Genomic DNA, 26,476 nt, shown 5'->3' with positions numbered 1-26,476 from the left:
TCCCCGGCCATGACGGCCGACGTCGCACAAGCACGCCCTCGTGCGGCTGCCGTACTTCGCGTACGGGCGGGAGGCTCACCCGGAGTCGGCGTCCCGGCCGACTCAGAAAGCGCTTGTCCGGACATTGGCAGACCGACGACGCAGCCGTCAATGCTTCGCCAGCACAGCTCCGGTCACGGTTTGGATTCCATGGGCGACCGCGAGCCTGCTGGCGCCCGCGACCGTGCCGCTGTCCCCCACCACGCTGCTGACCACCTCGGTGGGCCAGCTCAGCCGGGCCAGCTCGGCCCGTACACCGGGCAGGAGCTGGGGATCCGCGCCGGTGCCGCCGCCCAGCACGATCAGCCCGGGGTCCATGACGGCGGCGACGGCGGCGGCGAGCCTGCCCACGTCGGCGGCGTGCGAGCCGAGGACGGCACGGGCCGTGGCGTGCCCCTGCCCGGCGAGGGCGAGGAGCCGCTCGGCGGTGCGCGGGCGGGGTCCGTCGGTGTCCTGCCAGGTCTCGGCGGCACGGCGGAGCAGGGTGCGCGAGCCCATGCGCTGCTCCAGGCCCTCATGGCGGGGGGCGCGCAGGTCGTCCCAGGGGTAGGGCAGTCTGGCCACCTCACCGGCGGCGCCGTTCGCGCCGCGCAGCACCCGGCCGCCGATGACGACGGCGAGACCGATGCCGACGCCGATCCGCAGATAGCCGAAGGTGTCGCGGCCGACGGCGGCACCCTCGTGCAGTTCGGCGAGGGCGGCGCAGTTGACGTTGTTCTCCAGGTGGACGGGGACGCCCTCGGGCAGCGCGACGGCCATGGCGTCGAAGACGGGGCCGGCCTTGGCGGTCGCGGGGCGTTCCCCGGCGCCCTCCCCGTCCCGGGTGGTCACGTCACCGACGGCGACGACGACGGCCCGCAGCGGGGCCCCGGCGGGCAGCGCGTCGAGGACCTTGCGGACGGTGTCGGCGGCCTCCGGGCGGGTGCCGGTGCCCTCGGCGAGCAGCGTGCCGTCCAGGGCGCACCCGCGCACCCGCGTCTTGGCAGGTCCGAGGTCGACCGCGAGCACGGCGCCGGCGGCCGGGCCCAGCCGGTAGACCGCGGCGCTGCGGCCGGTGCCGCCGGAGGCCCGCCCGGAGTGGGCGGCGAGCTCCACGGCCTCGAGTTCGGCGACGGCGGTGGAGACGGTCGGCTTGGAAAGGCCCGCACCGGCCGCCAGCTGGGGCCGGGTGGCCGTGCCCGCCCCGGCCAGTACGTCGAACACCACACGGGCACTCTCACTCAGCTGCATGGTCTCCCCAGGTCGTGCTGCGGCCGGGCGGGCGGCCGCGAGGGTCGCGCGGCATCGGGAATTCCGTGCCTCTTGACGCACCCTACTTCGTTAGTTAACTTCCTAACGAACTTCACGGTACTCGCCTGCCGTGCTCCGCAGAAGCCCGTCCCGGGGCTTCCCTACCTCTTCAACTGCCGTGGCCCGACGCTCTGTTCGCCTGCCGTTCGTCTGGCCGCGCAACACCGAAAGAGGACCCGTGCAGGACTCCACTCCTTACGCGGTCGGTATCGACGTGGGCGGCACCAAGACCCAGCTGCGCGCCCTCGCGGGCGGCGAGATCGCCGTCGACCGCGTCCGCGCCAGCACGGGCTGGCGGCCGCACGACCCCGGGGCCGCCGCCGACTGGCTGACCGCTCTGGTGGACGACGCCCTGCCGCCCTCCGTACGACCGTCCGCGCTCGCCGTGGGCGGTCACGCCTGTGAGACACCCCGCCAGTGCGAGGGCATCCGGGGCGCGCTTCAGGAGCGACTGGGTGTGCCCTGCCTGGTCGTGGGCGACGCGGAACTGCTCGTCCCCGCCGCCGGGCTGGACAAGGGCGTCGGCCTGGTCGCCGGTACCGGTTCGGTCGCGGTGGGGCGGTTGCCCGACGGCGGTCCGGTCCAGGTCGGCGGCTGGGGCGCCGTGCTCGGCGACGAGGGCGGCGCGGCCGGACTCGTCCGCGAGGCCGCGCGGGCCGTCTGGGCGGCGCATGACCGCGGCGCGGAGCCCGACGCGCTGGCCACCGGTCTGGTCGCCGCCTTCGAGGTGGCCGAGGTGCCCGCGCTCGGCGCGGCACTGGAGGCCGCGACGGACGTGTCGGCCGAGTGGGGCCGGCACTCCCCCGTGGTGTTCGCCGCCGCCGAGGCGGGCTCACCGCTCGCCCGGGCCGTGATCACCGAGGGCGGCAGGGCGCTCGCCGCGCTGGTCGTACGGCTCGCCCGGCGCGGGGTCGCGGTGGACGACGTGGTGGTGGCGGGCGGCACGGTGCTCGCCCAGCCCGCGCTGTACGAAGCGTTCACCTCCGCGCTCGCCGAAGTCCTGCCCGGAGCCCGGCCGGGGCCCCTGCGCGTGCCGCCGGTCGAGGGCGCGGTGGCGCTGGCCCGTTCGCTTCTGTGAGCCGGGCGGACGCCGTTCATCTTCCGGACACCGGTCCGTGGCCGTTCCCTCTCCGAAGGGTCACAACACGGCCGTAGATCTTCGCTCGTACGCAACAGGTGCCACAGAAGTCGCCAGAGGCACCCCGAGTCGCACACGTTGCACCATCTCCCCGGCCGAACGGCCGAAGCACCCGTCGCAGAACTCAAGAGAGGCGCACGCCATGCCGCCATCAGCCGGGCACCGCAGCACCGCAACCGTCGACCGACGGGGCTTCCTCAAGACCTCCCTCGGGGCCTCGGCGGGCCTGATCGCCGCACCGGCCTTCGCCACGTGGCTCACCGCCGCCGACGCGAAGGCCGCCACCGGTCCCGCCGCGTTCGTCGACGACTACAAGTCGAACGTCACGACGAACCTGACCCCCGAGACCAACGCGGTCGTCCGAGTCCTGGGGGGCATGTCGAAGGTGTGGAAGACCGGCGGCGCCTGGGACACCGGCCGGGTCCTGGACCGCGAGGTGCTGCGCGCCAATGTGCGCTACTGCGAGCGGATCACCGCCGAGCGCACCGACGCGGAGGCGAAGGAAGCCTTCATCATCGACCGCCAGCACCAGAGCTACTCGGTGATCGACGGCCTCGGTCCGCTCGCCGCGCTCTACAAGAAGGGCGCCAAGGCCGTCACGTCGATCACCAGCGCACCGGACGGCACCCCGCCGGCAAAGATCAACGACGCCGTGCCCGCCGACGCCCCGGCCGGCTCCGCGCTGGGCGCGGGCTCGTACGACTCCGAACTGGGCCAGGTCGCCCGGCTGCAGGACACCCTGCGCGGCAACTGGGCCTCCAGCAACCCTGCCAAGTTCGCCTACCTGTACCCGCGGCCGTGGCGGATGAACGAGGACAGCGAGGTCGTCGACACCGGCAGGACGGACGAGTTCGGCTTCCCCGTGTACGAGTCGAAGGTCGTCGTCGCCCCCCAGCTGCTGCGCCAGCGCGGCGACAAGCCGGCCGAGGACGGTGGCTTCCCCAGCGGCCACACCAACGCCCTGCACCTGGCGTCGCTGGCCTACGCGTACGCGGTTCCCGAGCGATTCCAGGAACTGATGACGCGCGCCCTGGAGCTCGCCCACACCCGGATCGTGGCCGGCATGCACTCCCCCGTCGATGTGATCGGCGGCCGGATCATGGCGACCGCGCTGGCCGCCGCCACTCTGGCGGACCCGGCCAACGCCACGCTCAAGGCGGCGGCCCGCGCCCAGGCGCTGGCCTATTTCACGGAGCAGACCGGCACGACGGCCGACACCCTGTACGCGTACGCGCACTCCGCGGACACCGGCACCGACCCCTACGCCGACCGGGACGCCAACGCCCGTGCGGTCCGGCCCCGGCTGACGTACATCCTGCCCCGGCGGGGCCGCGACAAGCCGCTCACCGTGCCGAAGGGCGCGGAGGTCCTGCTGGAGACGCGGCTGCCGTACCTGGACGCGGCCCAGCGGCGCGAGGTGCTGCGGACGACCGCGCTGTCCTCCGGGTACGTCCTGCTGGACGGCTTCGAGCAGTGGGGGCGGCTGAACCTGTTCGCCGCCGCGGACGGGTACGGCGCCTTCGACCGCGACGTCACGGTGACGCTGGACGCGGCGGCCGGTGGTTTCCACGCGGCGGACAGCTGGCGCAACGACATCGAGGGCGACGGCGGGCTGACCAAGCGCGGTACCGGCACGCTCACCCTCACGGGCCACAACCGCTACCACGGCGGGACCGTACTCGAGGACGGGGTGCTGGTCGCCGCGGCGCCCAACGCACTGGGGCAGGGTGACGTCCGGGTCACGGGCGGCACGCTCCGCGCGGACAAGGTCCTGCGGGTGCGCGGCTCCTACGTCCAGGAGGGCGAGTCGACGCTGGAGCTGCTGCTCCGCAAGAACCACGGCCCGGCGCTCACGGTGAGCCGGCGGGTCCTGCTGGGCCGGGGCAGCGTGCTGTCGCTGCGGCTCGACACCGAGCGCCCGCCGGTGGCGGGGACGACGGTCCCGGTCCTGTCCGCTCCGGCGCTGCGGGGCCGCTTCGACCGTGTCGAGCTGGATTCCGACACGCTGCGGGCCGTACCCGTGCACACGTCAGAGGGCCTGTCGGTGCGACTCGTGCGGCGGTGACACCGTGCGCGGCGGGGGCTGATGCAGAGTGGGTCCATGAGGGACCTCTCCATCGCTCCCGCCGTTCCCCGGCCGGTGCCGCTCCCTCCCCCGGCACCGGCCGGGGCCGTGCGACGGCCCGGCCGCCGGTGGTGGGTGCCGCTCCTGGTGGTCGCGCTGCTCGGGCAGATGGCCTTCGCGATGGTCACGACCGCCGTGCGGCAGACCCCCACCATCGACGAACCGGTGTACGTGGGCGCGGCCGCCGAGTACACGCACGAGCACCGGCTGCGCCACAACCCCGAGCATCCGCCACTCGGCAAGCTGGTCATCGGCGCCGGGGTGGCCCTCGCGGATCCGCATATCGATCCGTCCTTCACCGGTGACCAGGGCAGGCTGGGGCGGCATCTGCTGTACGAGTCGGGCAACGACCCGTGGCGGCTGATGCTGTTCGCCCGCCTCCCCGTGATCGCGCTGACGCTGCTGTTCGGTCTGGTCGTGTTCGCCTTCGCCCGTGAACTGGCGGGGACGGCAGGAGCGTTGGCGGCACTCGCGTTGTACTGCTTCTCCCCCGACGTCGTCGCCCACGGCTCACTGGCCACGCTCGACGTGCCGGCGGCCGGGTTCGTGCTCACGTCGGTGTGGCTGCTGTGGCGGGCCCGCTACAGACCCCGGCTCTACGTGCCGCTCGCCGGGGTGGCGCTCGGGGCGGCCCTGGCGACGAGGATAAGCACGCTTCCTGCCGTACCGGTGCTCATGGCACTGGGCGCCGTATCGGTGTGGCACGCGTCGGCGGGCACCCGGGCCCGGGTACTGGTCCGGGCGGCGGCGGGCGCGGGTGTGGTGGCTCTGGCCGCGGTCGCGGTCGTGTGGGCCACGTATGTGATGGTCGATCCGCTGCTGAGGTGGGCTCCCGACCAGCACGTGCCGCATGTGCGGGGTCTGCGGGGGCTGCTGGTCGAGCTGATGCCGTTCCCCGAGGCGTACCGGGACGGGATGCGGGTCCAGTTCGGACTGGAGAACCGGCCGTGGCAGGGGTTTCTGTTCGGCCGGCTGTACTCGGGCTCGCTCTGGTACTACCTGCCGGCGGCGCTGCTGGTGAAGACGCCGCTGGGGATGCTCGGCCTGTGGGTCTGCGCCGCGGTGGTGGTGGTCGCGGTGCGGCGGTTGCGGCCGGCGGCGCCGTATGTGCTGGCCACTCCTGTGGTGCTGCTGCTGGTGGCCATGCAGGGGGCGCGGGACTTCGGCACCCGCTACGCCGTCTTCCTGCCGCTGTTCCTCGCGGTGGGGGCGGGGTGCGTTCTCGTGGTGCGACGGCCGTGGGTGTCCGGTCTGGCGGGGGCGCTGGTGGTGTTCGTCGCCGTCAGTTCGGTGCGTACGTTTCCCTACTATCTGCCGTACTCCAACGAGGCGTTCGGAGGGCCGGGCAGGACGCGGGAGCTGTTGCACGACTCCAACGTGGACTGGGGTCAGGACCTCGGGCGGCTCGCGGAGCGGTTGCGTGAGGAACGGTATGCGGATGAGCGGGTGTGGCTGGTGTACAAGGGCAGCGGGGTGCCGGCCGCGTATGGCATCGAGGCCGGGGATCCGCGTCGAGTGCGCGACGGTGACGTGCGGGGGTTGCTGGTGGTGTCGGACTCGGCTGCCGCGAAGGCGACGGGACGGCTGGCCGCTTTGATCGGCAGCAGCCGCCCCGTTGACGACGTCGGGCACTCGATCACGATCTATCGCCGTTGAGCGCTGCTCAATGGGTCGCGTGGAAGAAGCCGTCCACGCTCACATGCTCCATGACCCGACTCGCCACGTGGTAGCGGCCGTTGGGGACCTCGGGGCACCTGGCGACGTGGACCGCGAGCGGGCCCGCGAACTCGTAGCCCTTGCGTTCCGCGTGGCGGGCCAGGGCGTCGGTGAGGGCCTGGCACACATGGGTGCTGTGGCTGGCCAGGCGGTCGTGGATGTCGTCGACGAGTTCCACGTCGTAGGCGTTGGGGACCATGACACGGCCCTCCCGGCACACCACGGCGTTGTCGTCGCACTCGCGTCGCAGGGCGTCGACGACCTCGACCGGGTCCTTGTCTCGGACCCGGGCCCACAGGGCGTCAAATCGGTTCTCCAGGGTTTCTTCCAGCGCACTCAGCGCGCCCATACGGTGTCACCTGCCGGAACGTCGTCGGGTCGGTCGGGGCGGAGGGGGACTGGGTGCCGGCTACCGGTCGTCGAAGTCGTCGGGCCGCACCTCGGCCTCCTCCAGCGCTTCGCGGAGCGTGCGGCCGGTGGCACCCGGCGGTCGGGACCGGGGATCGTCTTGGTGCTCCAGGACCTCGTCCGTGGTCTCCGTCTTCGGCCGGTTCTCCTCGGGGACGGTCATGACGTGGCTCCTCTCGGGATGATCTGTGGCAGCGGGTTCCCGCCCGGCCTCCGGGTATCCCCGCGCCGGGCACCTCATGTGCTGTCCGAGGAAGCCCTGGTCACCTCGGTGCGTGAGCTATGTTGAACGTTCGTGGGAGACGAAGGAGGCACACCGGTGCCATCGCCGCAGCAGGCACGCGCCCAGGCATCCGCGATCACCTCGGGGAATGCCGCACCCGAAGCGGAGGTCTCCCCGTCCTCCCAGTTGCGCACGCTGTTCGACCGTCCCCGGCTGTCCCCGGGCCAGCGGCGCATCGCCCAGTACCTGATCGAGCACATCACCGAGGCGGCGTTCCTGTCGATCACGGATCTCGCCGACCGGGTCGGGGTGAGCCAGCCCTCGGTGACGCGGTTCGCCTCGGCGGTCGGCTTCAGCGGGTACCCGGCGCTGCGGGAGAAGCTCCAGTCGATCGCGCTCGGCACCCTCGCGGGCGGCCCGGCAGAGGAGATCCGGGGCAACGAGCTGCAGGCGGCGGTCGACGCCGAGATCGAGAACCTGGAGAACCTGCGGCGGGACCTCGCCGATCCGAACCTGGTGATCGACATCGGCCGCAAGCTGTCGTCGTCGACCCCGCTGACGGTCCTCGGCCTGCGCATCTCCGTCTCGCTCGCCGAGTACTTCGCCTACGCCGCCCGGCGGATCCACCCGGACGTCAGGCTCGTGACCCGGGGCGGCAGTGTCGCCTACGACGCGCTGCTGCAGTCCCGTGAGGCGGGCGGCACCTGGGTGCTGGCGTTCTCCATGCCCCGGCACGCGCAGGAGACCCTGACGGCCGTGCGGGTGGCACGCGGTGCCGGGCTCAAGGTCGCCCTGATCACCGACCTGGCGCTCGGGCCGCTCGCGGACGAGGCCGATGCCGCCTTCGCCACCGGCACCGGATCACGCCTGGTCTTCGACTCCTACGCGGCCCCGGGCGTCATGTGCTCGGCACTGCTGCAGGCCATGACGGACGCGGATCCGGAGCGGACGCAGGCCCGGCTCGAGGAGTACGAACAGGTCGCCGACCAGCACCATTTCTTCCTCCGGGACTGAGGGGCGGCCTGCCTCACCCGCCCCTGGACCAGGCACTGGACCAGACAAAGGGATCATCCACAACAAAGCGCGCATGAATGTTTTCATGCTCCTTGCAAACCGGATGGCATATATAAATACTGCTCACGGATCGCGACCCGGCCCTTCCGGGTCCGTTCCCACCCGAGGAGGCCGGGTCCTACCCACTCCGGCGTCCCGGGTGTCCGTGGCGGCCCCGGCCATCCCCTAGGCCGGGGCCGCCCCGACCCGTCGTCCACCCTCACGACGCCGCACACCCGGAAGCGATGATCATGCCCCTGACGACCACGCGCATCAGCCCGGACTGGCCCTGCCAGGTCAAGACCCCCGGAAGCTACGACTGGGAGCGCTCGGCGGCCAAGTGGCTGCGCGAGCTGGTGCCCACGCGCTACGCCGGCTACCCCGTGTTCATCCGCCACCCCGTCCTCCTCGCCCGGCACGCCCAGATCCAGGTCCAGCAGGAGATCCGGGTGGCCCGCACCGCCCTGCAGACCGCCCGCGCCGACCTGCCCGGCCTCGGCCTGCACGAGGGCGTCATCGAGCACACGATCAAGCTCTACGCGGCCGAGGTCATGCAGTTGCAGCACATCGCGCGCAGCGTCCGGGCGGTCACCCAGGCCCTGGTGGAGGCCAACCGCCAGCCGTGATCGGACCCCGGGGGGCATGACCCGAGCCGTGCGTGGCACACGTGAGGGGATGAGCACCACCGAAGTCCGGCGCGCGGAGCCGGTGACCACGGTCCTGACCTGGCAGGTGCGCCCCGGCCATGAGCGCGAGTTCGAGGAGTGGACGCACGGCATCTCCCGCTGCGCCAGGCAGTTCCCGGGCAACGAGGGCGTCTCCTGGCTGACGACGGAGGACGGGCACCGCTTCCACGCGGTGCTGCGCTGGTCCGACCAGCACCGGCTGGCCGCCTGGCTGGAGTCCGAGGAGCGGGCGCACTGGCACCGGAAGATCGAGGACATCGCCACCGAGATCAGCAGCGAACGCCAGTCGACCACCGGGATGGAGACGTGGTTCAGCCTCCCTGGCACCACGGTGCAGGCCCCGCCCCGGTGGAAGATGGTCCTCACGACGTTCCTCGGCGCCTACCCGTTCACGCTGCTCATCCAGTGGCTGGTGACGCCGCAGACCGCCGGCTGGCCGCTGCCGCTGCGGGCCGCCGTGTTTCCCCTGGTGCTGCTGCCGGTGCTGACCTATCTGGTGATGCCGCGGCTCAGCCGGTTGCTGCGGCTCTGGCTGTATCCGCGCGACGGCCACTGACCAGCGCGGAGAGCCGGACCCGACGGGCAGGACGCCGCGCCTCCGCGGGCGGTCCGTGCGCACGAGTGGGTCTTCGAACGGCCCCGGGTGTGCCATGCTCAAGGCGTGACGAGCGAGCCTGTGACGCCGGCGCAGCCCGGTGCCGCACCGGACCTGGTCGAACTGGCCAAGATCGTCGCCCGACAGCGCGCCGAGCTGGACCGGCTGCGCGACCAGGCGGTGATGTCAGCTGTCGTGGAGCGGGCCACGGGCGCGGAGATGGCGCTGACCGGGTGCTCCGCCGACGCGGCCGGCGAGCAGCTGCTCCAGCGGGCCAAGGCGGCCCGTCACACCCTGTTGGAGGAGTGCTGGATCACGCTCGGGAGTCTGGCGCCGACCGCGCCCGACCAGGGCGCGCCCACCCGTCCCGTCGGCACCGGCGCTCCCGGTCCCGGGTCCGGAGCCAGGGCGGAGACGGCCACGCCGGACGACGTCGCCGCAGCCCTGGCCCGTATCGGCCAGGCCCTCGTCCGGGTGACGACACCGCACGACCTCGCGCGGTGTCTGCTGGAGCATCTCGCGCCGGACATGGCGGCGGACGCGATCATGCTCTACGCCCGCAGGCCCGACGGCGGACTCGAACTGATCGGGCACGCCGGCATCGAGGACCAGCTGGCCGCCCAGTGGAGCCAGGTGCCGCCGCTGACCGGGATCGCGGCGCTGGACGCGCTGCGGGCCGGGGAGCCGCGCTGGCTGGAGGACTTCGCCTCGGACGTCCGGCGGTACCTGCTGATCGGGGAGCCTCCCGAGCGGTGGCGGTCGCGTGCCTGGCTGCCGGTGTTCACGGCCGGCTCGGCCGAGGTCTGCATCGGCGTGCTGCGCGGCCGAGCCGGGGCGTTCACGCCCCGCGACCGCGCTCACCTGCGCGGCGTCACCGGACTGTGCGCCGGCCGGCTGCGTGCCTTCGACGCACCGCCGGAGCGGACCGCCGACGCCGCCACGGACGCGGTGCAGGGACTGTTCGACGCGCTGCCCCTCGCCGCGATGCTGCTCACCCCGGTGAGCGCCGCGTCGGGTGAGACCGAGGACTTCCGGGTGGAGGCGGCGACCGCCCAGGCGGGCGACCTGCTGGGCCGTCCCGGCGAGGAGCTGGCCGGGCGGCGGCTGCTGGAGTTCCGGCCCGCCCTGGTGGGCGAACCGCTGTGGTGGGGCTGCGTGCACACGCTGGCCACCGGGGAGCCCTACGAGAGCGAGCCGTTCGCGCACGAGGAGGTCCTGGCGGGCATCGCCGCGCTCTCCACCTACACGGCGCGGGTGGCGCTGCTGGGCGACGCGCTGGTCGTCAGCTGGGTCCGGCACGGCTCCTCCGACCGGCAGGAACAGCGGCTGGCGGATCTCCAGCGGCTGGGCAACCTCGGCTGGGCCAACTGGAACCTGGCCACGCTGGAGGCCTCCTGGTCGACCCAGGTGTTCGCCATCTTCGGCCGGGACCCCGCTCAGGGGCCGGTGGGTCTCGCCGGTCTTCCGGAGCTCGCGCTGCCCGAGGACGCGCCCGGGCTGACCCGTGCCGTCCGCGCCCTCGTCCAGGACGGGCGGACGTTCGACCTGCCGTTCCGCATCAGGAGGTCCGGCGTCATCCGGCATCTGCGCCTGGTGGCCGAGACCGTGGCCGACACGCACGGCACGCCCGTCGAAGTGCACGGTGTCGTGCAGGACCTGACCGACCAGCGGCGGGCGGAGCTGGCCCTGGTCGAGAGCGAGCAGGCGATCCTCACGCAGAACGACGTACTGCGGGCCGAGCGGACCCTGGCGTCCCGGCTTCAGCACGCGCTGCTGCCGATGGCCAACCGTCCGGTGCAACTGGCGGGACTGCGGGTCGAGGTCGCCTATCTGCCCGCCCAGTCGGGTGTACACGTCGGCGGCGACTGGTTCAGTGCCGTGGAACTGCCCGACGACGGCGCGCTGCTGGTCGTCGGCGATGTCGCCGGGCACGGCGTCGGTGCCGTCGCCACGATGGCGCAGCTCCGCTTCACCGCCAAGGGCATGGTCATCACCGGCTCGTCGCTGACCGGCGCGCTCGCCCGGCTGAACACGCTGCTGCTGCACTCCCGCGACTCCCATGCGACGGCCACGATGGTGCTGGCCCGCTACAACCCCCGGCAGCGGCGCCTGGTCTGGGCCCAGGCCGGGCATCCCCCGCCCCTGCTGCTGCGGGACGGCGAGGCGCGGTATCTGCGCCGGCCCGGCGGCATGCTGCTGGGGGCATCCTCCAAGCCGGTCTACGAAGAGGCGGAGTGCCGTCTCGAACCGGGCGACCGGCTCATCCTCTTCACCGACGGCCTGGTCGAGCATCCCCCGGAGAGCATCGACCGGGGGCTGGAGCGGCTCGCCGAGGCCGTGGCGGCTCCGCACGCCGACGGGCCCGAGTCGCTCGGGCCGTTGCTCGCGCGGATGCTGCCGGACGAGCGGCGGGACGACGTGTGCGTCGTGGACGTCCGGGTTCCGAGGGTGCGGGAGCGGTAGGCGGGCCGCGTCCCGGGTCAGGAGTCACCGCGGTGTCGCCAGTACCACCACAGGCCGACGAGCAGGGCCAGCAGGAACAGGGTGGGCAGCACCAGGCCCGGTATGCGGGAGCCGTTCATGGGCAGGGCCTTCGGTTCGCGGCGGACGGGGCCCTCACTCGCCCTGGGCCAGGGTGAAGCCCCGTCTGCCCCGCGGTCCCGTCCTTTTCCGAGCCGTTGCCCGGTGTTCGACATCCGGGGCGCCGGATCAGTCGACCGGGTGACCGGGCGCGATGGTGTGGGCGTCGGACAGGCGCAGCAGGGGCCCGTCGTGCGTCTCCCGTCCGCCCCATTCGACCGGGTCGAGAACGAAGCCGATGTGGTCTCCGCCGCCGGCACGCGTCACGATCCGGCCGACGAACCAGGCCGGCACGTCCTCCAGTACGACCGCCCCGTCGTACCCCTCCCGCAACGGCAGCCCCTCGAACTTGTCCGTCCGGTCGCCGGTCCGCCCGCCGAACAGCTCGGCGAGGCCGCGCTGTTCACGGTCGAGCAGATGCACGGCCAGCACCTCGGCGTTCCTGGCCACCCGGAAGGTGTGGTTGAGCTCGGACAGCCACACCACGAACCGCACGGGCCGGATCGAGCACTGCGAGGCGAACCCGACCAGACAGCCCGCCCGTTCACCCCCCGCGACGGCCGTGACCACACACATGTCGGGATTCAGCCGCCCGACGAACGCGTCCATGCCCACACCACTACTCCTCCACCACGGTGGCCGACGCCCCTCGCCATCACCCCACCATGCCGGGGGTGGGGGTGCCATCCCGGGACACGGTGCCGCCGTGGGGCCGATATGCCACCTGGCGGGACGGCGCCCTGGCGATCGTGGGGCAGCCAGGCCGGCTGACGTGCCGACCGGGTGGGCAGGTGTCGTCCGGCGGATGGGCCGCTCGGGGTCGGTGCCGACCGGCGGGCGGCCTGGGGGCCACCCCCGCCCGGCGACGCCCGTCAGGTCGTGTTCGGTGCTGTGCGGGACTCCAGTGCCGTGCGGGTGTCGTTGCCGTAGACGCCTGTTTCGTCGCCGCGGATGCCGTACCAGAGTTGGAAGCGGGCGACCGCCGCGGTCAGGGTGGGGTCGTAGCTGCCGCTGGTGGAGCCGTCGCGGTAGACGTCCGGGATGCGCAGGAGGCGTTCCTGGAGTTCGGTCACCTCGGGGCCGCTGGCTCCCTCGCGGAGGGTGCCGGGGCCGTCGGGGTCGGCCGGAGCGCCGGCTGGTGGGGTGGGTGTCGGTGTGGGGGTGGGGGCGGACGCGGTGGGGCGGGGTGCGGGGGCCGCGTTGTCCTCGGTCTTCTCACCGCCGCGGAGCAGAAGCGCACCACCGAAACCGATCACCGCGGCCGCGACGACCGCCACGGCGACGGCGGCGCGGCGCAGTCCGGATCCGGAGCGTACGGCACGGCCCTCACGGCGGGCGCGAGCCACCGGCGGCAGCTCCTGCGTCAGGGCCTCGGAGCCGGGCGGCGGCCCCGGCAGAGCGACGGATTCGTAGCCGCCGGAGTCAGGGCCGCCGGGTGCGGAGGACGCGGAGGCGGTCTGTTCTCGGTACTCCCGCATCAGTTCCGCCAGCGCGTCGGTGCGGCGGGGCCGCAGGACGCGGATGGGTTCGAGGGCCGGGCCGTCGTGCGGCTGCCGGGGCTCGGACGGTGTCGACACGTTGCTCTCCTTCCGTCCGGGCTCGCAGGCGCCCGTCTCGAGGACCGTTCCGCCGCTAGATACGCGGCTGCCGCGCCAGGAGTTCAGAGAGCACTCAGTTCCTCCTCGCGACTGCACCGAGTGCCATGCGCGGCCTTTCGGGTGCTACGTTCCAGCCCATGAGCTCCGAGAAAGCCGACCTCGGGAACGGTAAGCCGCCCATGCGGGACGCCCTGGTGGCGGCGGCCTTCCAGCTGTTCCTCGAGCGGGGTTACGAGCAGACCACCGTCGACGACATCGTGGCGCTAGCCGGCGTCGGACGGCGCTCGTTCTTCCGTTACTTCCCGTCCAAGGACGACGTGGTCTTCCCGGACCACGAGCGGTGCCTGGCCGACATGACGGCCTTCCTGGCGGAGAGCTCCGACGACGAGGAGCCCGTGCGACGGGTCTGCGACGCGGCCCGGCTCGTGCTGCGGATGTACGCCGAGAACCCGACGTTCTCCGTGCAGCGCTACCGCCTCACCAAGCAGGTCCCCGGGCTGCGCGCCTACGAACTGTCGGTGGTGTGGCGCTACGAACGCGCCCTCGCCGAGTACCTCCGCCGCCGTTTCGCGGCCCGCCGGGACGGGACCCTGCAGGCCGACGTCATCGCCGCGGCGGTGGTCGCGGCACACAACAACGCGCTGCGCTCCTGGCTGCGTTCGGACGGACAGGACGAGGCGGGTGCCACGGTGGACCACGCGCTGGCGTACGTGCAGTCCGCGTTCGGCGGCGCGCCGGCGCCCGTCGCGGAACCGCAGCCGGAGGACGTGGTGGTCGTCGTCTCGCGGCGCGGAGCACCTCTGTGGCGGGTGGTGCAGGAGATCGAGTCGACGCTGGGGCGGCCCGAAGGCCCGCACATTTGAGGGTACGGAGTGCCTTTACGAGTGGCACTGAGTGCCATACGCTGTGCTGCGTGCACGGTGGCACGGCGAACCGGGCACACCTGTGCGCGGGTGACCGCGCACCCGGGATTCCGCCCGAGTGCAGGGAGTTGACCAGCGTGTACCACCACTCAGGAAGCGTGACTCAGCCGGCAGCCGGCTCCTCGACGGGCCTCCTCGACCCGAGGGGCCAGAACACGGATGCCATCCTCTTCCAGCGCTGCACCTGGTGCGGCACCGCCATGTTCCACCGCCTGCTGTGTCCGGTCTGCCGGGGCAGCGACCTGCGGACGGAGCGCAGCGAGGGCGCGGGCACGGTGCGCCACTCCACGGTGGTGCACCGCAACACGCCCGCGGCGCGCAATGTGTCCATGATCGAGATGGCCGAGGGGTTCGTCGTGCGCGGCCGGGTGATGGGCCCGCCGATCGGCATCCACAGCGGGGACCGGGTGCGGCTGTCCACCGCCAAGGACCCGGTACGGGGCGAGCCGGTCTTCCAGCTGCTGGACGAGCCGTACCGGGCCTGGAGCTGACCGTTCGCCGGCCGGTGATCCTGACACCCCTTCAGTCCGCGATCCCGGCATCCCTCCGGCCCGCGAACAGTTCGCCGGTGCGCACCGGCCGTCCCGTCTCGAAGCTCCGGTTAGCGGCCAGGCCGACCGCCAGCGCCAGTGCTCCGTCATGCTCGGTGGCCGTCGGATGGTCCGCCAACGCCGTGTCCGCGGGGCGGGCGGGGTCGGCGGGGCCGAACAGCGCGTCGAGCATGCGCGGATCGCCGCCGCCGTGGGCCTCGTGGGCGACCTCGAGCGGCACGTCCACCGGGGGCTGCCACAGCGGGCGCAGCGTGAGGCGGGCACCGCCCGCGTGCTCGGCCGCGGTGTCCCCGTGCAGGGCTCCGGCGGCCGAGGTGACCCGGGTGAAGGCCGGCTGCCAGCGGCTCTCCTCGACCTCCAGCTCCAGCCGGCCCGCGCTGCCGTTGAACATCACCCGGTAGCCCTCCCACGGGGAGTAGGCGGTCAGGTGGTACGTCATCGTCACGCCCCGCGAGTAGCGCACGAGGACGGACATGTCGTCCTCGATGCTGATGGGCCCGTCGAAGACGTTCCGGTCGCGCAGGTATCCGTCGTCCCGCTCGGCGTCCAGATAGAGGGCGCGCAGGGTGTCGTCGGCAGCGAGGTCCAGGGCGAAGGGGTCGTCGGCGGCCCGGTCGGCGCCGTGGGCGCGGTCGTACTCCCGGCGCAGTCCGTGCCGCTCCCCCGCCGTACGGCCGTAGAAGCCGAGCCGCCCGTAGCCGAAGGCCTCGCGGGGCTCGTCGGCGAGCCACCAGTTCACCAGGTCGAAGTGGTGTGAGGACTTGTGCACCATCAGGCCGCCGCTGCGGTGTTTCTCACGGTGCCAGCGGCGGAAGTAGTCGGCGCCGTGCCGTACGTCGAGCAGCCACTCGAAGTGGACGGACAGCACCTCGCCGATCGCTCCCTCGGCCAGCAGGGCGCGGACCTTCTCGTGTACCGGGTTGAAGCGGTAGTTGAAGGCGACGGTCAGGGAGTTGCCGGTCTCGCGGACGGTGTCGAGGATGCGGGCGCAGCGTTCGGCGTCGACGGTCATCGGCTTCTCGGTGACGACCCGGCAGCCCGCCTTCAGGGCCGGGACGATGTAGCGGTCGTGTTCGGCGTCGACGGTGGTGACGACGACCTCGTCGATGCCCTCCTTCGCGAGCAGGCCGGTGAAGCGGTCGGGCTCCCACGGGGTGGCGGCGGGTGCGCCGGCCTCGGTCAGCAGGCGGTTGTGGAAGGCCATCCGGGTGGGGCTGGGGTCGCAGAGAGCGGTCACGAGGTGGCCGGGGCGTTCGGCGAGACCCCGGGTGAACAACTGGGCCCGGTGGCCGGTGCCGACGACGGCTGCGCGCAGGACGGGAGTTCGGCTCATGGCAGGTGGCCTTTCCCGGGGACGGGCGGTCCACTCCCCCGGCGCCGAAAGCGCTTGCTGAAGCCCTGGTCAGCGAGTGAGGGTGACGCGGATGCCCACGGTGCCGTCCAGGCCCCGCCGCAGCCGGCTGCCGAGCAGCGTGAGCCGGCCCGTGAGGCCGTACTTGCGGGCGATCAGCCGCCGGTAGCGGGCGGTGGTGGCGGGGTCGCAGATCTCCGCCGTCGCGGGCAGCTGCTCACCCGTCGGGTTGCCGCGCAGGTCGCAGGGCCCGGCCAGGACGTCGGCGCGGTTGCGGATCCGCTTCACCTTCCAGGAGCCGGCGGGTGTCCAGGCACCGAGCGCGTCCCCGTCGCGTACCACCCAGACGGGGGTGGCGACCGGCGTACCGTTTCTGCGGTAGCTGGTGATCAGCAGGTACTTGCCCGCGCCCAGTTCGTCCAGCGCACTGTCGTCCATGGCGGGCAGTGTACGAGCGCGGCCTGCGCGGCGCGCCCCGGGGCCTAGGCCCCGTCGTTTGGATCACGCCGCAGACGCGGGGCCCGGCACGCGCATCTGCCGCGTTGTCGTCGGTTGCCGATGCTCCGCATCGACGCCCTCCTCCGCCTTGCAGCTGCACGCACCAGACCCCGCTCACCGGCGCTGCCAAGGTGCCGCCGATTCCCTGCGACCTGATCCAAACGACAGGCCCCAGGCGTCCGGTCAGCGCAGCGCGGCGGTCATTCTCCGTACCGCCTCCGTGATCACTTCGGGCGAGGCCGCCAGGTTGAGGCGGACGTGCCCGGCGCCGCCGGTGCCGAAGGGGAGGCCGGAGTTGAGGGCCACGCGACCGCGCCGCAGGAAGACGTCCGCCGGGTCGTCGCCGAGACCTAGCGCGCGGCAGTCGAGCCATGCGAGGTAGGTGGCGTCACCCGGGCGGTAGCGGATCGCGGGCAGCTGCTCGGCCAGCAGGTCCGCGAGCAGCCGCCGGTTGCTGTCGAGGCCGGTCAGCAGGGCGTCCAGCCAGGCGCCGCCGTCGCGCAGGGCGGCGGTATGGGCGATGATGCCCACATGGCTCGGGCCGTGCCCGACCTCCTCGGGCATCCGGGCCAGGTCGGCGGCGGCCCCGGGCCCGGCGATGGCCAGGGCCGCCTTGAGTCCGGCGAGGTTCCAGGCCTTCGAGGCCGACATCAGTGACAGGCCGCGCTCGGCGCCCGGCACACTCAGGTACGGCACGAAGTCCGTCCCGCCGACGACGAGCGGCGCGTGGATCTCGTCGGCGACGACCCGCACGCCGTACCGCTCGGCGAGCGCGGCGACGGCGGACAGTTCCTCCGCCGTGTGGACGACGCCGGTCGGGTTGTGGGGGCTGCACAGCAGGTAGGCGGCCCGGTCCCCGGACGCCACGGCCTGCCGGAACGACTCCTCCAGGACACCGAGGTCGATACGCCCGTCGGTCCCGAGCGGCGCCTCCACCACGCGCCGGTCCATATGCGCGACGAACTGGTAGAACGGCGGGTACACCGGCGGATTCACGACCACCGCGTCCCCGTTCCCGGTGACCAGTTTCAGCATCTCGACGACGCCCAGCATGACGTCCGGCACGATCGCGGTGCGCTCCACGGCGAGCCCGTCCCAGTTCCACCGCTTCTCGGCGAAGGCGGCCAGCTCCTGCGCGTAGGCCGTACCGGCGGGGTAGCCGGTGTCCCCCAGGTCGAGGGCGTCGGTGACGGCCCGCACGACGGGCTCGGCGAGCGGTACGTCCATCTCGGCCACCCACAGGGGCAGCACGTCCTCGGGGTAGGTGCGCCACTTCATGCTCGTGCGGCGGCGAAGGCGGTCGAGGGTGAGGGCTCGCAGAGGATTCGGTTCACCGGACGTCTCGTGCGGGATCCTGGTCATGGGCACACGATAGGGGGCTGCGCGGTGAGCGGGAATCTTGCGGACGGGGTGCGGGGAGGGCCGGCGGGCCCGTTCCTGGAGATCGCCTGCGACGAGTCGGGGTCGGACGGCGAGAACCTCACCGGCGGGAACACGGACGTGTTCGCGCACGCCAGTGTCTCGCTGTCGGTGGCCTCGGCAGCGGCGGCCGTACGGGAGATCCGGGACCGGATCCGTTCGCCCGCGGAGGAGTACAAGGCGAACCATCTGCTGCGGGAGAAGCACCGCGCGGTGCTGGAGTGGCTGCTGGTGCCGGAGGGGCCGATGCACGGGCGGGCGCGGGTGCATCTCATGGAGAAGACGTTCTTCGTGGTGGACCGGGCGGCCGGGCTGCTGCTGGGCGACCCGGGCGCGGCCGTCGTCCTGTTCCGCGAGGGACGCCGGACCTTCGGGGAAGAGGGCTGGCGGGCGTTCCTGGAGGCGGCCAACCAGTTGCTGCGGGTCCGCAACAACGGAGAGCCGGGCGCCCCTGTCGAAGGGTTCTACGACACGGTCGACGCCCTGCGCCAGGCGCATCCGCGTACCGACGCGGGGAGGGTGCTGGACCGGCTCGGGGCGACCCGGCCCCGCGCGGTGTCCTATCGGGCGGACTTCCTGGACGGACCGCCCCTGATCCCGGTGCTCAACCCACTGCTCCCGGCGATCGTGCGGACGGCCGCGCTGTGGAGCGGGGACGGGCGGGAGGTCCGTCTGGTGCACGACCGGCAGAACATGCTGACGCCCGACCGCATCGCGTGGATCGAGGAGGCGGCCCGGCGGGCGGGGGCCGGTCTGGCCGGGCTGCGGCTCGTCGTCGCGCGTGAGGACGCGCGGGTGCAGGTGGCGGACTTCCTGGCCGGGATCGCCCGCAAGATCGCCTCCGACGAGCTGAACGGACGCGGGGACCCCGCGCTCACCGCCCTGCTGCGGCCCTACGTCGATCCGGCCTCGGTGTGGGGCGACACCCGCAGCCTGGCCCTGCTCGCCACCCCGGCCGCTCCGGTCACCGGACCGGCGGTGAAGAGATCACGCGCGCGCTGAACACGGCGCGGCTCCGCTCCGTATGGAGAACAGGGCGCTCAACTCCAGGAGGGCCCCGCGGTGTTCGCACCGCGATGTTCGGGTTCGGGAGCCATGCATGAGGCACGCACGACGACGGGTCGTCCGGCGAGTGACACAGCTGGCGGCCGTCGGCGGACTCCTCCTCGGAGGAACGATGGTCACCAGCGCTGTGGCGAGCGAGCCCCCCGACGCGTCCGTCGGCGTCCCCTACTCGGCGAAGCCCGGGACGGGCATGGGCACCGACCTGGTGTCCCGGCTCGGGACCGCGCGCACGGCGGGCAGCTGGGTCGACGCGTCCGGGCGGCCGGTCGTCGCGGTCACCGACGAGAAGGCGGCCGCCGAGGTCAAACGGGCCGGCGCCCAGGCGAAGATGGTCAGCCACAGTATGAGTGACCTCAAGTCGGCCACCGCGACGCTGCGTTCGGCACCCAGAGTGGCGGGAACCTCCTGGGCACTGGACTACAAGAACAACAAGGTGGTCGTACGGGGCGACAGCACCGTCTCCTCCTCCGACTGGTCCCGGCTGACGGATGTCGCGGACGGCATCGGCGGATTCGTGCGCATGGAGCGCACCGAGGGCACGTTCACCACACGGATCAACGGCGCGGAGCCGATCCTGTCGACCGCCGGGCGCTGTTCGGCGGGCTTCAACGTGACCGACGGGACGACCGACTACATCCTCACGGCGGGACACTGCGGACCCGACGGTTCCGTCTGGTTCTCCGACGACCGGGGCCGCGATCAGGTCGGCACATCGCAGCGGGGGAGCTTCCCCGGCGACGACTACTCCCTGGTGAAGTACGACAGCGGCAAGGCCGGCAAGGGTGCGGAGGTCGTGGCGGTCGGCGAGGACGAGGGCGTGCGGATCACGGGTGTGGCCGATGCCGAGGTCGGGGAGAAGATCTTCCGCAGCGGCAGCACCAGCGGCCTGCGCGAGGGCGAGGTGACCGCGCTGAACGCGACGGTCAACTACCCCGAGGGCACGGTCACCGGGCTGATCGAGACGAATGTGTGCGCCGAACCGGGCGACAGCGGTGGCCCGATGTTCGCCGACGGCATCGCGCTCGGCGTGACCTCGGGCGGCAGCGGGGACTGCCAGGCAGGCGGTACGACGTTCTTCCAGCCGGTGACGAAGGCGCTGACCGAGCTGGGAGTCAAGCTGATCGTGGCCAAGCAGGCCGGTGGCACCGCGCCCGCGCCGTCGGCCTCGGGTGCCGCCTCACCCGGCTCGTCGGCGCCGGTGACGGGCGAGGACGTGTCGAGCCTGGTGACCCGGCTCACCGACCCGCGCAACGTCGGCCCCGGTCTGCTGGTCATCGCGGGCAGTCTCCTCGCTCTGGTGGCGACCCGCTGGATCCGCTCGGAGCAGGACCGCAAGGCGTATCAGCGGTACTACTCGGCCACTTGGGGATGAGCCCGGGAAACGGGGGCGCTCCGCGGTGGGTGTTCCCCTCACCCCAGGGTGAGCAGCACGGTCGCGACTCCCGCCCCCAGCAGCCCCATCGCCTGACGGCCACTGATCCGCTCGTGCAGGAGCGCGAGACCGAGGACGACGGGCAGGGCCGGGTAGAGGGAGGCGAGGACGACGGCGACGGCCAGCAACTGCCGCTGGGCGGCGAGCAGATACAGCACGAGGCCCAGTGCGGCGCCGGCGCCGATGGCGAGGGCCTGGACGCGGCGGACCGGCGGCAGCTTCAGCCGGCGGGCATGGCGTGCGGCGTCCGGCAGGAGGACGAGGACGGCGGCGGCTCGGCCCGCGGCGACGGGCCACAGCCCGCTTCCCGGACCGGCCTGGCCGAGGGCGAGATACTGCACGGCCACGCCCGTGCTGGCGAGCAGTCCGTCCGCCGTTCCCTTCCCCGAACCGGCCCTGCCCCCGGACACGAACCACAACGAGGGCACCGTCACGGCGATGCCGAGCCAGGCCAGGGTGCCCGGACGGTCGCCGAGGACGAGCACCCCGCACAGCACCGACAGCGCGACGCCGGTGACGGCGCTCAGGGGCACCACGACCGTCATCGCACCGCCGCTCAGCCCACGGTTGAGGAACCGCATGGCGAAGGCGCTGCCGACGCCGGACAGCGCGCCCCACAGCAGGTCGGCCGTGTGGACGGCGTCGGAGGGCATGAGGAGCGCGGCAACGCAGGCGAGCAACAGCCCGCCGAGCTGGCCCAGGAAGGTGACAGCGGTGTGGTGGATGTGCCGGGACAGCAGGCCGCCGGCGATGGGGGCACCGCCCTGCTCGAGCGAAGCCGAGAGCTTGGGGGACGACGATGCCGTAGACGACGGCCGAGGCAAGTGCGAGAAGGGCACCCATTGGATCAGGGGTGCCCTGGGACGAGGGTCCGATGCGTCAGCGGACCTGGCTGACGCTCAGGCCGCGGGCGCGGGCTGCGGGGCCGCGGCGGCCCACTCCAGGACGAGCCGCTGGTACTGCTCGCGCTGCTCGACGCTCAGTGTCCCGCCCGACCGGCGCCACAGGGCCCGGATCTCCTCGTTGACCTCGTCAGCCGATCGCTCGGAAGAGGATTCAACAGTGGTGGACATGATGTGAAGCATACGATCCCGGACGTGAAGACGATGTGAGTAATCACGAGCCAAACGGGCATTCCGGACAGTGTTACTGATCACGTCCATCTCCCGGTAAACGTGAGGCTGTTCACGCTTCGGCCGATCCCAGGACCAGCACCTTGATAGCCAACACGGCGGCACCGCGCGCCCAGTCGTGAAAATCGGACACCTTCGTCTCGAGATCGACCGGCGCGGCCAGCGGATGCCGGTTGTCGCGGACGGCCTCCTCGACCGTGTCGCCCGCCACATCCATCAGCCCGACCCCCTCCCCCGCCAGCAGGATCTTCTGCGGCATCACGAAGTTGGAGATCTGGGCGACGAGCGTGCCCAGCGCGCGTGCGGCCTCGCCGACGACCCGGGCGGGCATCGGCTCCCCGGCGGCGGCCAGCGCGAGGATCTCCTCGTAGGTCCGGTCGCGGCCGGTGGCGGCCTGGACCTGGTAGCGGATGTTGGGGATGGTCAGCAGCGAGACGGCGCTGCCGCGCCGGCCGTCCGGGGTGAGCGGGCCGCCCGGGTCCACGATCCAGTGACGGCCGAAGCCGCGGTCCTCCTCGGCGCAGGACACCCGCTTGCCGCCCAGGACGAGCCCGTAGCCGATGCCGGCGCCGATGGTGAGGACGACGAAGCGGTCAAGACCGCGCCCGGCGCCGAACCAGGTCTCGGCCTCGACCAGGGCGGCGACGTCGTTCTCGACTACCACGGGCAGTCCAGTGCGCTCCTCGACGAGTTCGGCGAGGGGGACGTCCCGCCACAGCAGGAAGGGGGACTCACCGACCACGGCACGGTCCCGCACGAAGCCGCCGACCCCGATGCCGATCCCGGCGAGCCGGGGGTGCTCGGCGGCCAGTTCGGCGGTCATCGCGCCGAGCACGTCGGCGACCTCGGCGGGGTCGTGGGTGGTGAGCGGACGGTCGTGGCGGGCGACGATGTGGCTGCGGAGCGTGGTGACGACGCAGTAGACCGTGTCCTCGGTGATCTTGAAGCCGAGGAAGGACCCGGAGTCGGCGACCACGTCCAGCGGCTGTGAGGGACGTCCCTGGCGGGCCTCCGCCGGCGCTCCGGCCTCGGCCGCCTCGATCAGCAGGTTGGACTCGATCAGCGGCTTGGTCAGCCGGGTGAGACTGCCGGCCGACAGGCCCAGCCTCCGGGCGAGCTCGGTCCGGGACAGCGGGCCGTGGACGAGCACTTCGATCGCCACGGAGCGCTCCCCCGCGCTCAGCGGCAGCCAGCCGGCGGTGCCTGCGGTCATGTACGTCCGACTCCCCTCAGCCTTTTTTTCACACCGAAACCAACATGACCACTCTAAGGCGATGACGGTTCCTGGGAAAAGATGTTTGCGCACCCCTTGACGCAGCAATTGTTTCGCACCAAAAGTAAGTCCCGCCAGAGGACGAGCCGCCGTATGCGAGGGAGTCGCCCGATGACCATCGCCTCCAGCAGTCCTCCGTCACGTCTGCCCGCGGGCGGCGCCACGGAGGCACGCAGCAAACCCAGGACACGCCGGACCACCGTGGGGGACAACCAGGGAGACGGACGGCTGGCCGCGGTGTTCATCGCGCCGGCGCTGCTCGGCTTCCTGGTCTTCCTGCTCTGGCCGACGCTCCGGGGCATCTATCTGAGCTTCACCCGCTTCAACCTGCTGACGCCGGCGGAGTGGGTGGGCCTGGACAACTACGTCCGCATGGTCAACGACCCCATCTTCTGGGACTCGCTGTGGGTCACCGTCGAGTACGTCGTCATCAACATCGGCGTGCAGACGGTCGCGGCTCTCGCCATGGCCGTCCTCCTGCAGCGGCTGACCCAGTCGGCCATGCTGCGCGGGATCGTGCTCACGCCGTATCTGATGTCGAACGTCGTGGCCGGCCTCGTCTGGCTCTGGATCCTCGACACGCAGCTCGGCATCGGCAACGAGATCATCAGCGCTCTCGGCGCCGACCGCATCCCGTTCCTCGCCGACGAGACCTGGGCGATCCCGACGATCGCGCTCATCAACGTGTGGCGGCACGTCGGCTACACCGCCCTGCTGCTCTTCGCCGGCCTCCAGGCGATCCCGAACGACATGTACGAGGCGGCCAGGGTGGACGGCGCGAGCGAGTGGCGGATGTTCTGGCGGATCACCATGCCGCTGCTGCGGCCGATCCTCGCGGTCGTGCTGATCATGACGGTGATCGGGTCGTTCCAGGTGTTCGACACCGTCGCGGTGACCACCGCGGGCGGTCCGGCGAACGCGACCAACGTGCTCCAGTTCTACATCTACGGCTCCGCCTTCGGGCGCTTCCAGTTCGGCTACGCCTCGGCCATGTCCGTCGCCCTGCTGGTCGTGCTGAGCGCGATCACCATCCTCCAGTACCGGCTCACCCGGGCCGGCCGGACCGATCTCGGCTGACGGAAGGGAGACACCGACATGGCCACCGTGACGACAACGACGCCTACGACCCTGCGGCCGGTCCGGCGCAGGTTCCCCTTCGGGCGGGCCGCCGCCTGGACCGTGATGGGACTGATCGTCCTCATCACTCTGCTGCCGTTCTACTGGATCCTGCGCACCGCGCTCTCCACCAACGCCGGCCTGAGCGCCGACCCGACCAACCCGCTGCCGGTGGACCTCACCACGAGCGGATTCGAGCGGGCCCTGGGCATGCAGTCGGCCGAGGAGGCCGTCAAACAGGGCGGCGCGGGCGGCGGACTCGACTTCTGGCGCTATCTGCTCAACTCCGTGCTGGTCTCGACCCTGATCACCGGCTGTCAGATCTTCTTCTCCGCGATGGCCGCGTACGCCTTCTCGCGGCTGCGCTGGCGCGGGCGGGACAAGGTGTTCGGCCTGTTCCTGGCCGGGATGATGGTGCCGGCCATCTTCACCCTGCTGCCGAACTTCGTGCTCATCAAGCAACTCCACCTGATCGACACGCTCCTCGGTATCGCGCTGCCCACCATGTTCATGACGCCGTTCGCGGTGTTCTTCCTGCGCCAGTTCTTCATGAACATCCCCAGTGAGGTCGAGGAGGCCGCCCTGCTCGACGGCGCCGGGAAGATCAAGATCTTCTTCCGGGTGGTGCTGCCGATGGCGTCCACGCCGATCATCACGCTGGGCGTGCTGACGTACATCACCTCCTGGAACGACTACTTCTGGCCGCTGATGGTCTCGTACAGCGACAGCTCACGCGTGCTGACCGTGGCGCTCGCGGTCTTCCGGGCCCAGACCCCGGCGACCGGTGTCGACTGGTCCGGGCTCATGGCGGCGACGCTGATCGCCGCGCTGCCGATGCTGGTGCTGTTCGCCTGCTTCGCGCGCCGCATCGTCAGCTCCATCGGCTTCACCGGGATCAAGTAAGGGGACTGTGATGCGAATTCGACTTCGTCCGCTCGTCGCGGCGACCGGAGCGCTGGCGCTGTCCCTGGTCAGCGGATGCGCGCAGTCAGGCGCCGCCGGATCCTCCGCGAACACGGTCACGTACTGGCTGTGGGACGCCAACCAGCTGCCCGCCTACCAGGCCTGTGCCAAGGGGTTCGAGAAGGAGAACCCGGGACTGAAGGTGAAGATCACGCAGTTGGGCTGGAGCGACTACTGGACCAAGCTCACCGCCGGGTTCATCGCGGGCACCGCCCCGGACGTGTTCACCGACCACATCCAGAACTTCGGCCAGTTCTCCGATCTGAAGGTCCTCGAACCGCTCGACGACCTCGGCATCAAGGACTCCGACTACCAGCCGGGCCTCGCCGCCAACTGGGTCGGCAAGGACGGCCACCGCTACGGCGCTCCCAAGGACTGGGACACCGTCTCGCTGTTCTACAACTCGAAGATGGCCGAGGAGGCCGGGCTGACCGCCGATCAGCTGAACAGCCTGTCCTGGAACCCGAAGGACGGCGGCACCTTCGAGAAGGCCATCGCCCACCTGACGATCGACAGGAAGGGCAAGCGGGGCGACGAGCCGGGCTTCGACAAGAACAACGTCAAGGTGTACGGCATGGCCACGGGCGGCGGCGGCTTCGGCGACGGCCAGACGCAGTGGAGCCCCTTCACCGGCTCCGCCGGGTGGAACTTTCTGAACAAGCCGCGCTGGGGCACGAAGTACCAGTACGACAGCAAGACCTTCCAGTCGGTCGTCGAGTGGTACTTCGGACTGGCGAAGAAGGGCTACATGCCGCCCCTGTCGGACTACAACATCCAGTCCAACCAGCAGAACACCCAGATCGCCGCGGGCAAGGCGGCCACCGCGTTCGACGGGGCCTGGATGATCTCCACCTATGCGGGCTTCAAAGGCCGGGAGATGAGGACCGCCCTGACCCCGGCCGGCCCGACCGGCAAGCGCGCCACCATGATGAACGGCCTCGCCGACTCCGTCACGAAAGCCTCCCGGAACAAGACGGGCGCCAAGAAGTGGGTGGCGTATCTGGCCTCGGACAAGTGCCAGACCGTCGTCGGCGAAGCCGGCGTCGTCTTCCCCGCCACCGCGGCCGGGACCGAGGCCGCGGTCGCCGCGTACAAGAAGAAGGGCATCGACGTCTCGTCGTTCACCGACCCCGTGGCCGACAAGAAGCGCTTCCGGACGTTCTCGTACCCGATCGCCAGCTACTCCGCCGACATGACGGCGCTCATGCAGCCGGCGATGGAGGACATCTACGGCAACGGAAAGCCCGTCAGCAGCCTCGACCAGACCAACGACCAGATCAACCTGATCCTCTCGCAGTGAT

Annotated in this window: 25 protein-coding genes; 14 read left to right on the top strand and 11 right to left on the bottom strand. The window is 71.8% G+C overall.

From position 1 onward, the window contains the following. Positions 1 to 147 precede the first annotated feature (147 nt). Complete coding sequence (locus ACIBK5_RS42205) at positions 148 to 1,269, bottom strand: ROK family protein (protein WP_399028582.1); 1,122 nt, start codon at positions 1,267 to 1,269, stop codon at positions 148 to 150. A 238-nt stretch (positions 1,270 to 1,507) separates the two neighbouring features. On the opposite strand from ACIBK5_RS42205, the gene ACIBK5_RS42200 reads away from it, so the two are divergent. From ACIBK5_RS42200 to ACIBK5_RS42190, 3 genes are all read left to right on the top strand, one after another. After that, on the top strand, positions 1,508 to 2,407 hold the full coding sequence (locus ACIBK5_RS42200; RefSeq protein ID WP_399028580.1) for a BadF/BadG/BcrA/BcrD ATPase family protein: 900 nt from the start codon (positions 1,508 to 1,510) through the stop codon (positions 2,405 to 2,407). Between the two features lie 202 nt (positions 2,408 to 2,609). Then, a complete protein-coding gene (locus ACIBK5_RS42195) occupies positions 2,610 to 4,532 on the top strand; it encodes a phosphatase PAP2 family protein (protein ID WP_399028578.1) in 1,923 nt (640 codons plus the stop codon). 36 nt (positions 4,533 to 4,568) lie between these two features. Next, positions 4,569 to 6,248, top strand: a complete 1,680-nt coding sequence (locus ACIBK5_RS42190; RefSeq protein ID WP_399028576.1) for a phospholipid carrier-dependent glycosyltransferase — start codon at positions 4,569 to 4,571, stop codon at positions 6,246 to 6,248. A gap of 7 nt (positions 6,249 to 6,255) precedes the next feature. Here ACIBK5_RS42190 and ACIBK5_RS42185 read toward each other — a convergent pair whose 3' ends face one another. Beyond that, positions 6,256 to 6,657: a DUF3662 domain-containing protein gene (locus ACIBK5_RS42185; RefSeq protein ID WP_399028574.1), complete on the bottom strand. Its 402-nt coding sequence runs from the start codon at positions 6,655 to 6,657 to the stop codon at positions 6,256 to 6,258. Between the two features lie 60 nt (positions 6,658 to 6,717). After that, entirely contained in the window at positions 6,718 to 6,879 is a 162-nt protein-coding gene (locus ACIBK5_RS42180; protein ID WP_399028572.1) for a hypothetical protein, read from the bottom strand. A gap of 156 nt (positions 6,880 to 7,035) precedes the next feature. On the opposite strand from ACIBK5_RS42180, the gene ACIBK5_RS42175 reads away from it, so the two are divergent. From ACIBK5_RS42175 to ACIBK5_RS42160, 4 genes are all read left to right on the top strand, one after another. Continuing rightward, entirely contained in the window at positions 7,036 to 7,953 is a 918-nt protein-coding gene (locus tag ACIBK5_RS42175; RefSeq protein WP_399028570.1) for a MurR/RpiR family transcriptional regulator, read from the top strand. A gap of 284 nt (positions 7,954 to 8,237) precedes the next feature. Continuing rightward, the gene (locus ACIBK5_RS42170; protein WP_030847522.1) at positions 8,238 to 8,618 is read left to right on the top strand and encodes a hypothetical protein; all 381 of its coding nucleotides are present in this window, start codon (positions 8,238 to 8,240) and stop codon (positions 8,616 to 8,618) included. 49 nt (positions 8,619 to 8,667) lie between these two features. After that, complete coding sequence (locus tag ACIBK5_RS42165; protein WP_399028568.1) at positions 8,668 to 9,234, top strand: antibiotic biosynthesis monooxygenase; 567 nt, start codon at positions 8,668 to 8,670, stop codon at positions 9,232 to 9,234. A gap of 105 nt (positions 9,235 to 9,339) precedes the next feature. Continuing rightward, positions 9,340 to 11,736, top strand: coding sequence for a SpoIIE family protein phosphatase (locus ACIBK5_RS42160; protein ID WP_399028566.1), 2,397 nt, complete (start codon positions 9,340 to 9,342; stop codon positions 11,734 to 11,736). Between the two features lie 246 nt (positions 11,737 to 11,982). Here ACIBK5_RS42160 and ACIBK5_RS42155 read toward each other — a convergent pair whose 3' ends face one another. Both ACIBK5_RS42155 and ACIBK5_RS42150 read right to left on the bottom strand, forming a co-directional pair. Then, positions 11,983 to 12,462 (bottom strand): flavin reductase family protein, encoded by a 480-nt coding sequence (locus ACIBK5_RS42155; protein WP_399028564.1) that lies wholly within the window; start codon positions 12,460 to 12,462, stop codon positions 11,983 to 11,985. 263 nt (positions 12,463 to 12,725) lie between these two features. Continuing rightward, a complete protein-coding gene (locus ACIBK5_RS42150; protein ID WP_399028562.1) occupies positions 12,726 to 13,430 on the bottom strand; it encodes a peptidoglycan-binding protein in 705 nt (234 codons plus the stop codon). Between the two features lie 158 nt (positions 13,431 to 13,588). On the opposite strand from ACIBK5_RS42150, the gene ACIBK5_RS42145 reads away from it, so the two are divergent. Both ACIBK5_RS42145 and ACIBK5_RS42140 read left to right on the top strand, forming a co-directional pair. Further along, a complete protein-coding gene (locus ACIBK5_RS42145) occupies positions 13,589 to 14,314 on the top strand; it encodes a TetR family transcriptional regulator (RefSeq protein ID WP_399028560.1) in 726 nt (241 codons plus the stop codon). Positions 14,315 to 14,451: 137 nt separating this feature from the next. After that, positions 14,452 to 14,865, top strand: a complete 414-nt coding sequence (locus tag ACIBK5_RS42140; RefSeq protein ID WP_399028558.1) for a Zn-ribbon domain-containing OB-fold protein — start codon at positions 14,452 to 14,454, stop codon at positions 14,863 to 14,865. A 31-nt stretch (positions 14,866 to 14,896) separates the two neighbouring features. Here ACIBK5_RS42140 and ACIBK5_RS42135 read toward each other — a convergent pair whose 3' ends face one another. The 3 genes from ACIBK5_RS42135 to ACIBK5_RS42125 form a co-directional block, all read right to left on the bottom strand. After that, a complete protein-coding gene (locus ACIBK5_RS42135; protein WP_399028556.1) occupies positions 14,897 to 16,258 on the bottom strand; it encodes a Gfo/Idh/MocA family protein in 1,362 nt (453 codons plus the stop codon). A gap of 69 nt (positions 16,259 to 16,327) precedes the next feature. Beyond that, the gene (locus ACIBK5_RS42130) at positions 16,328 to 16,714 is read right to left on the bottom strand and encodes a PPOX class F420-dependent oxidoreductase (RefSeq protein ID WP_399028554.1); all 387 of its coding nucleotides are present in this window, start codon (positions 16,712 to 16,714) and stop codon (positions 16,328 to 16,330) included. A 243-nt stretch (positions 16,715 to 16,957) separates the two neighbouring features. After that, positions 16,958 to 18,136 carry a MalY/PatB family protein gene (locus ACIBK5_RS42125; protein ID WP_399028552.1) on the bottom strand — a complete coding sequence of 393 codons (1,179 nt, stop codon included), beginning with the start codon at positions 18,134 to 18,136 and terminating at the stop codon, positions 16,958 to 16,960. A gap of 24 nt (positions 18,137 to 18,160) precedes the next feature. Between ACIBK5_RS42125 and ACIBK5_RS42120 the strand changes: the two genes are divergently transcribed. Beyond that, positions 18,161 to 19,195 carry a hypothetical protein gene (locus ACIBK5_RS42120; RefSeq protein WP_399028550.1) on the top strand — a complete coding sequence of 345 codons (1,035 nt, stop codon included), beginning with the start codon at positions 18,161 to 18,163 and terminating at the stop codon, positions 19,193 to 19,195. Positions 19,196 to 19,292: 97 nt separating this feature from the next. Then, a complete protein-coding gene (locus ACIBK5_RS42115; RefSeq protein WP_399028548.1) occupies positions 19,293 to 20,630 on the top strand; it encodes a S1 family peptidase in 1,338 nt (445 codons plus the stop codon). 38 nt (positions 20,631 to 20,668) lie between these two features. On the opposite strand, the gene ACIBK5_RS42110 is transcribed toward ACIBK5_RS42115, so the two are convergent. The 3 genes from ACIBK5_RS42110 to ACIBK5_RS42100 form a co-directional block, all read right to left on the bottom strand. Next, on the bottom strand, positions 20,669 to 21,514 hold the full coding sequence (locus ACIBK5_RS42110; protein WP_399028546.1) for an EamA family transporter: 846 nt from the start codon (positions 21,512 to 21,514) through the stop codon (positions 20,669 to 20,671). A 75-nt stretch (positions 21,515 to 21,589) separates the two neighbouring features. Beyond that, the gene (locus ACIBK5_RS42105; RefSeq protein WP_399028544.1) at positions 21,590 to 21,775 is read right to left on the bottom strand and encodes a hypothetical protein; all 186 of its coding nucleotides are present in this window, start codon (positions 21,773 to 21,775) and stop codon (positions 21,590 to 21,592) included. Between the two features lie 100 nt (positions 21,776 to 21,875). After that, positions 21,876 to 23,036 carry an ROK family protein gene (locus ACIBK5_RS42100; RefSeq protein ID WP_399028542.1) on the bottom strand — a complete coding sequence of 387 codons (1,161 nt, stop codon included), beginning with the start codon at positions 23,034 to 23,036 and terminating at the stop codon, positions 21,876 to 21,878. A 171-nt stretch (positions 23,037 to 23,207) separates the two neighbouring features. On the opposite strand from ACIBK5_RS42100, the gene ACIBK5_RS42095 reads away from it, so the two are divergent. Genes ACIBK5_RS42095 through ACIBK5_RS42085 form a run of 3 tightly spaced genes read left to right on the top strand, consistent with a single transcriptional unit; the run spans position 23,208 to position 26,475 of the window. Beyond that, positions 23,208 to 24,173 (top strand): carbohydrate ABC transporter permease, encoded by a 966-nt coding sequence (locus tag ACIBK5_RS42095; RefSeq protein WP_399028540.1) that lies wholly within the window; start codon positions 23,208 to 23,210, stop codon positions 24,171 to 24,173. Positions 24,174 to 24,191: 18 nt separating this feature from the next. After that, positions 24,192 to 25,115 (top strand): carbohydrate ABC transporter permease, encoded by a 924-nt coding sequence (locus tag ACIBK5_RS42090; RefSeq protein ID WP_399028538.1) that lies wholly within the window; start codon positions 24,192 to 24,194, stop codon positions 25,113 to 25,115. Positions 25,116 to 25,125: 10 nt separating this feature from the next. Then, complete coding sequence (locus ACIBK5_RS42085; RefSeq protein ID WP_399028536.1) at positions 25,126 to 26,475, top strand: ABC transporter substrate-binding protein; 1,350 nt, start codon at positions 25,126 to 25,128, stop codon at positions 26,473 to 26,475. The last annotated feature ends 1 nt before the right edge of the window (position 26,476 follow it).

Origin of the sequence: Streptomyces sp. NPDC050546 (assembly GCF_044457425.1) — a bacterium.
In the GTDB taxonomy this organism is placed as follows: Bacteria; Actinomycetota; Actinomycetes; order Streptomycetales; family Streptomycetaceae; genus Streptomyces.
The sequence above is the reverse complement of the archived record's forward strand: the minus strand, read 5'-3'. Positions and strand labels throughout refer to the sequence as shown.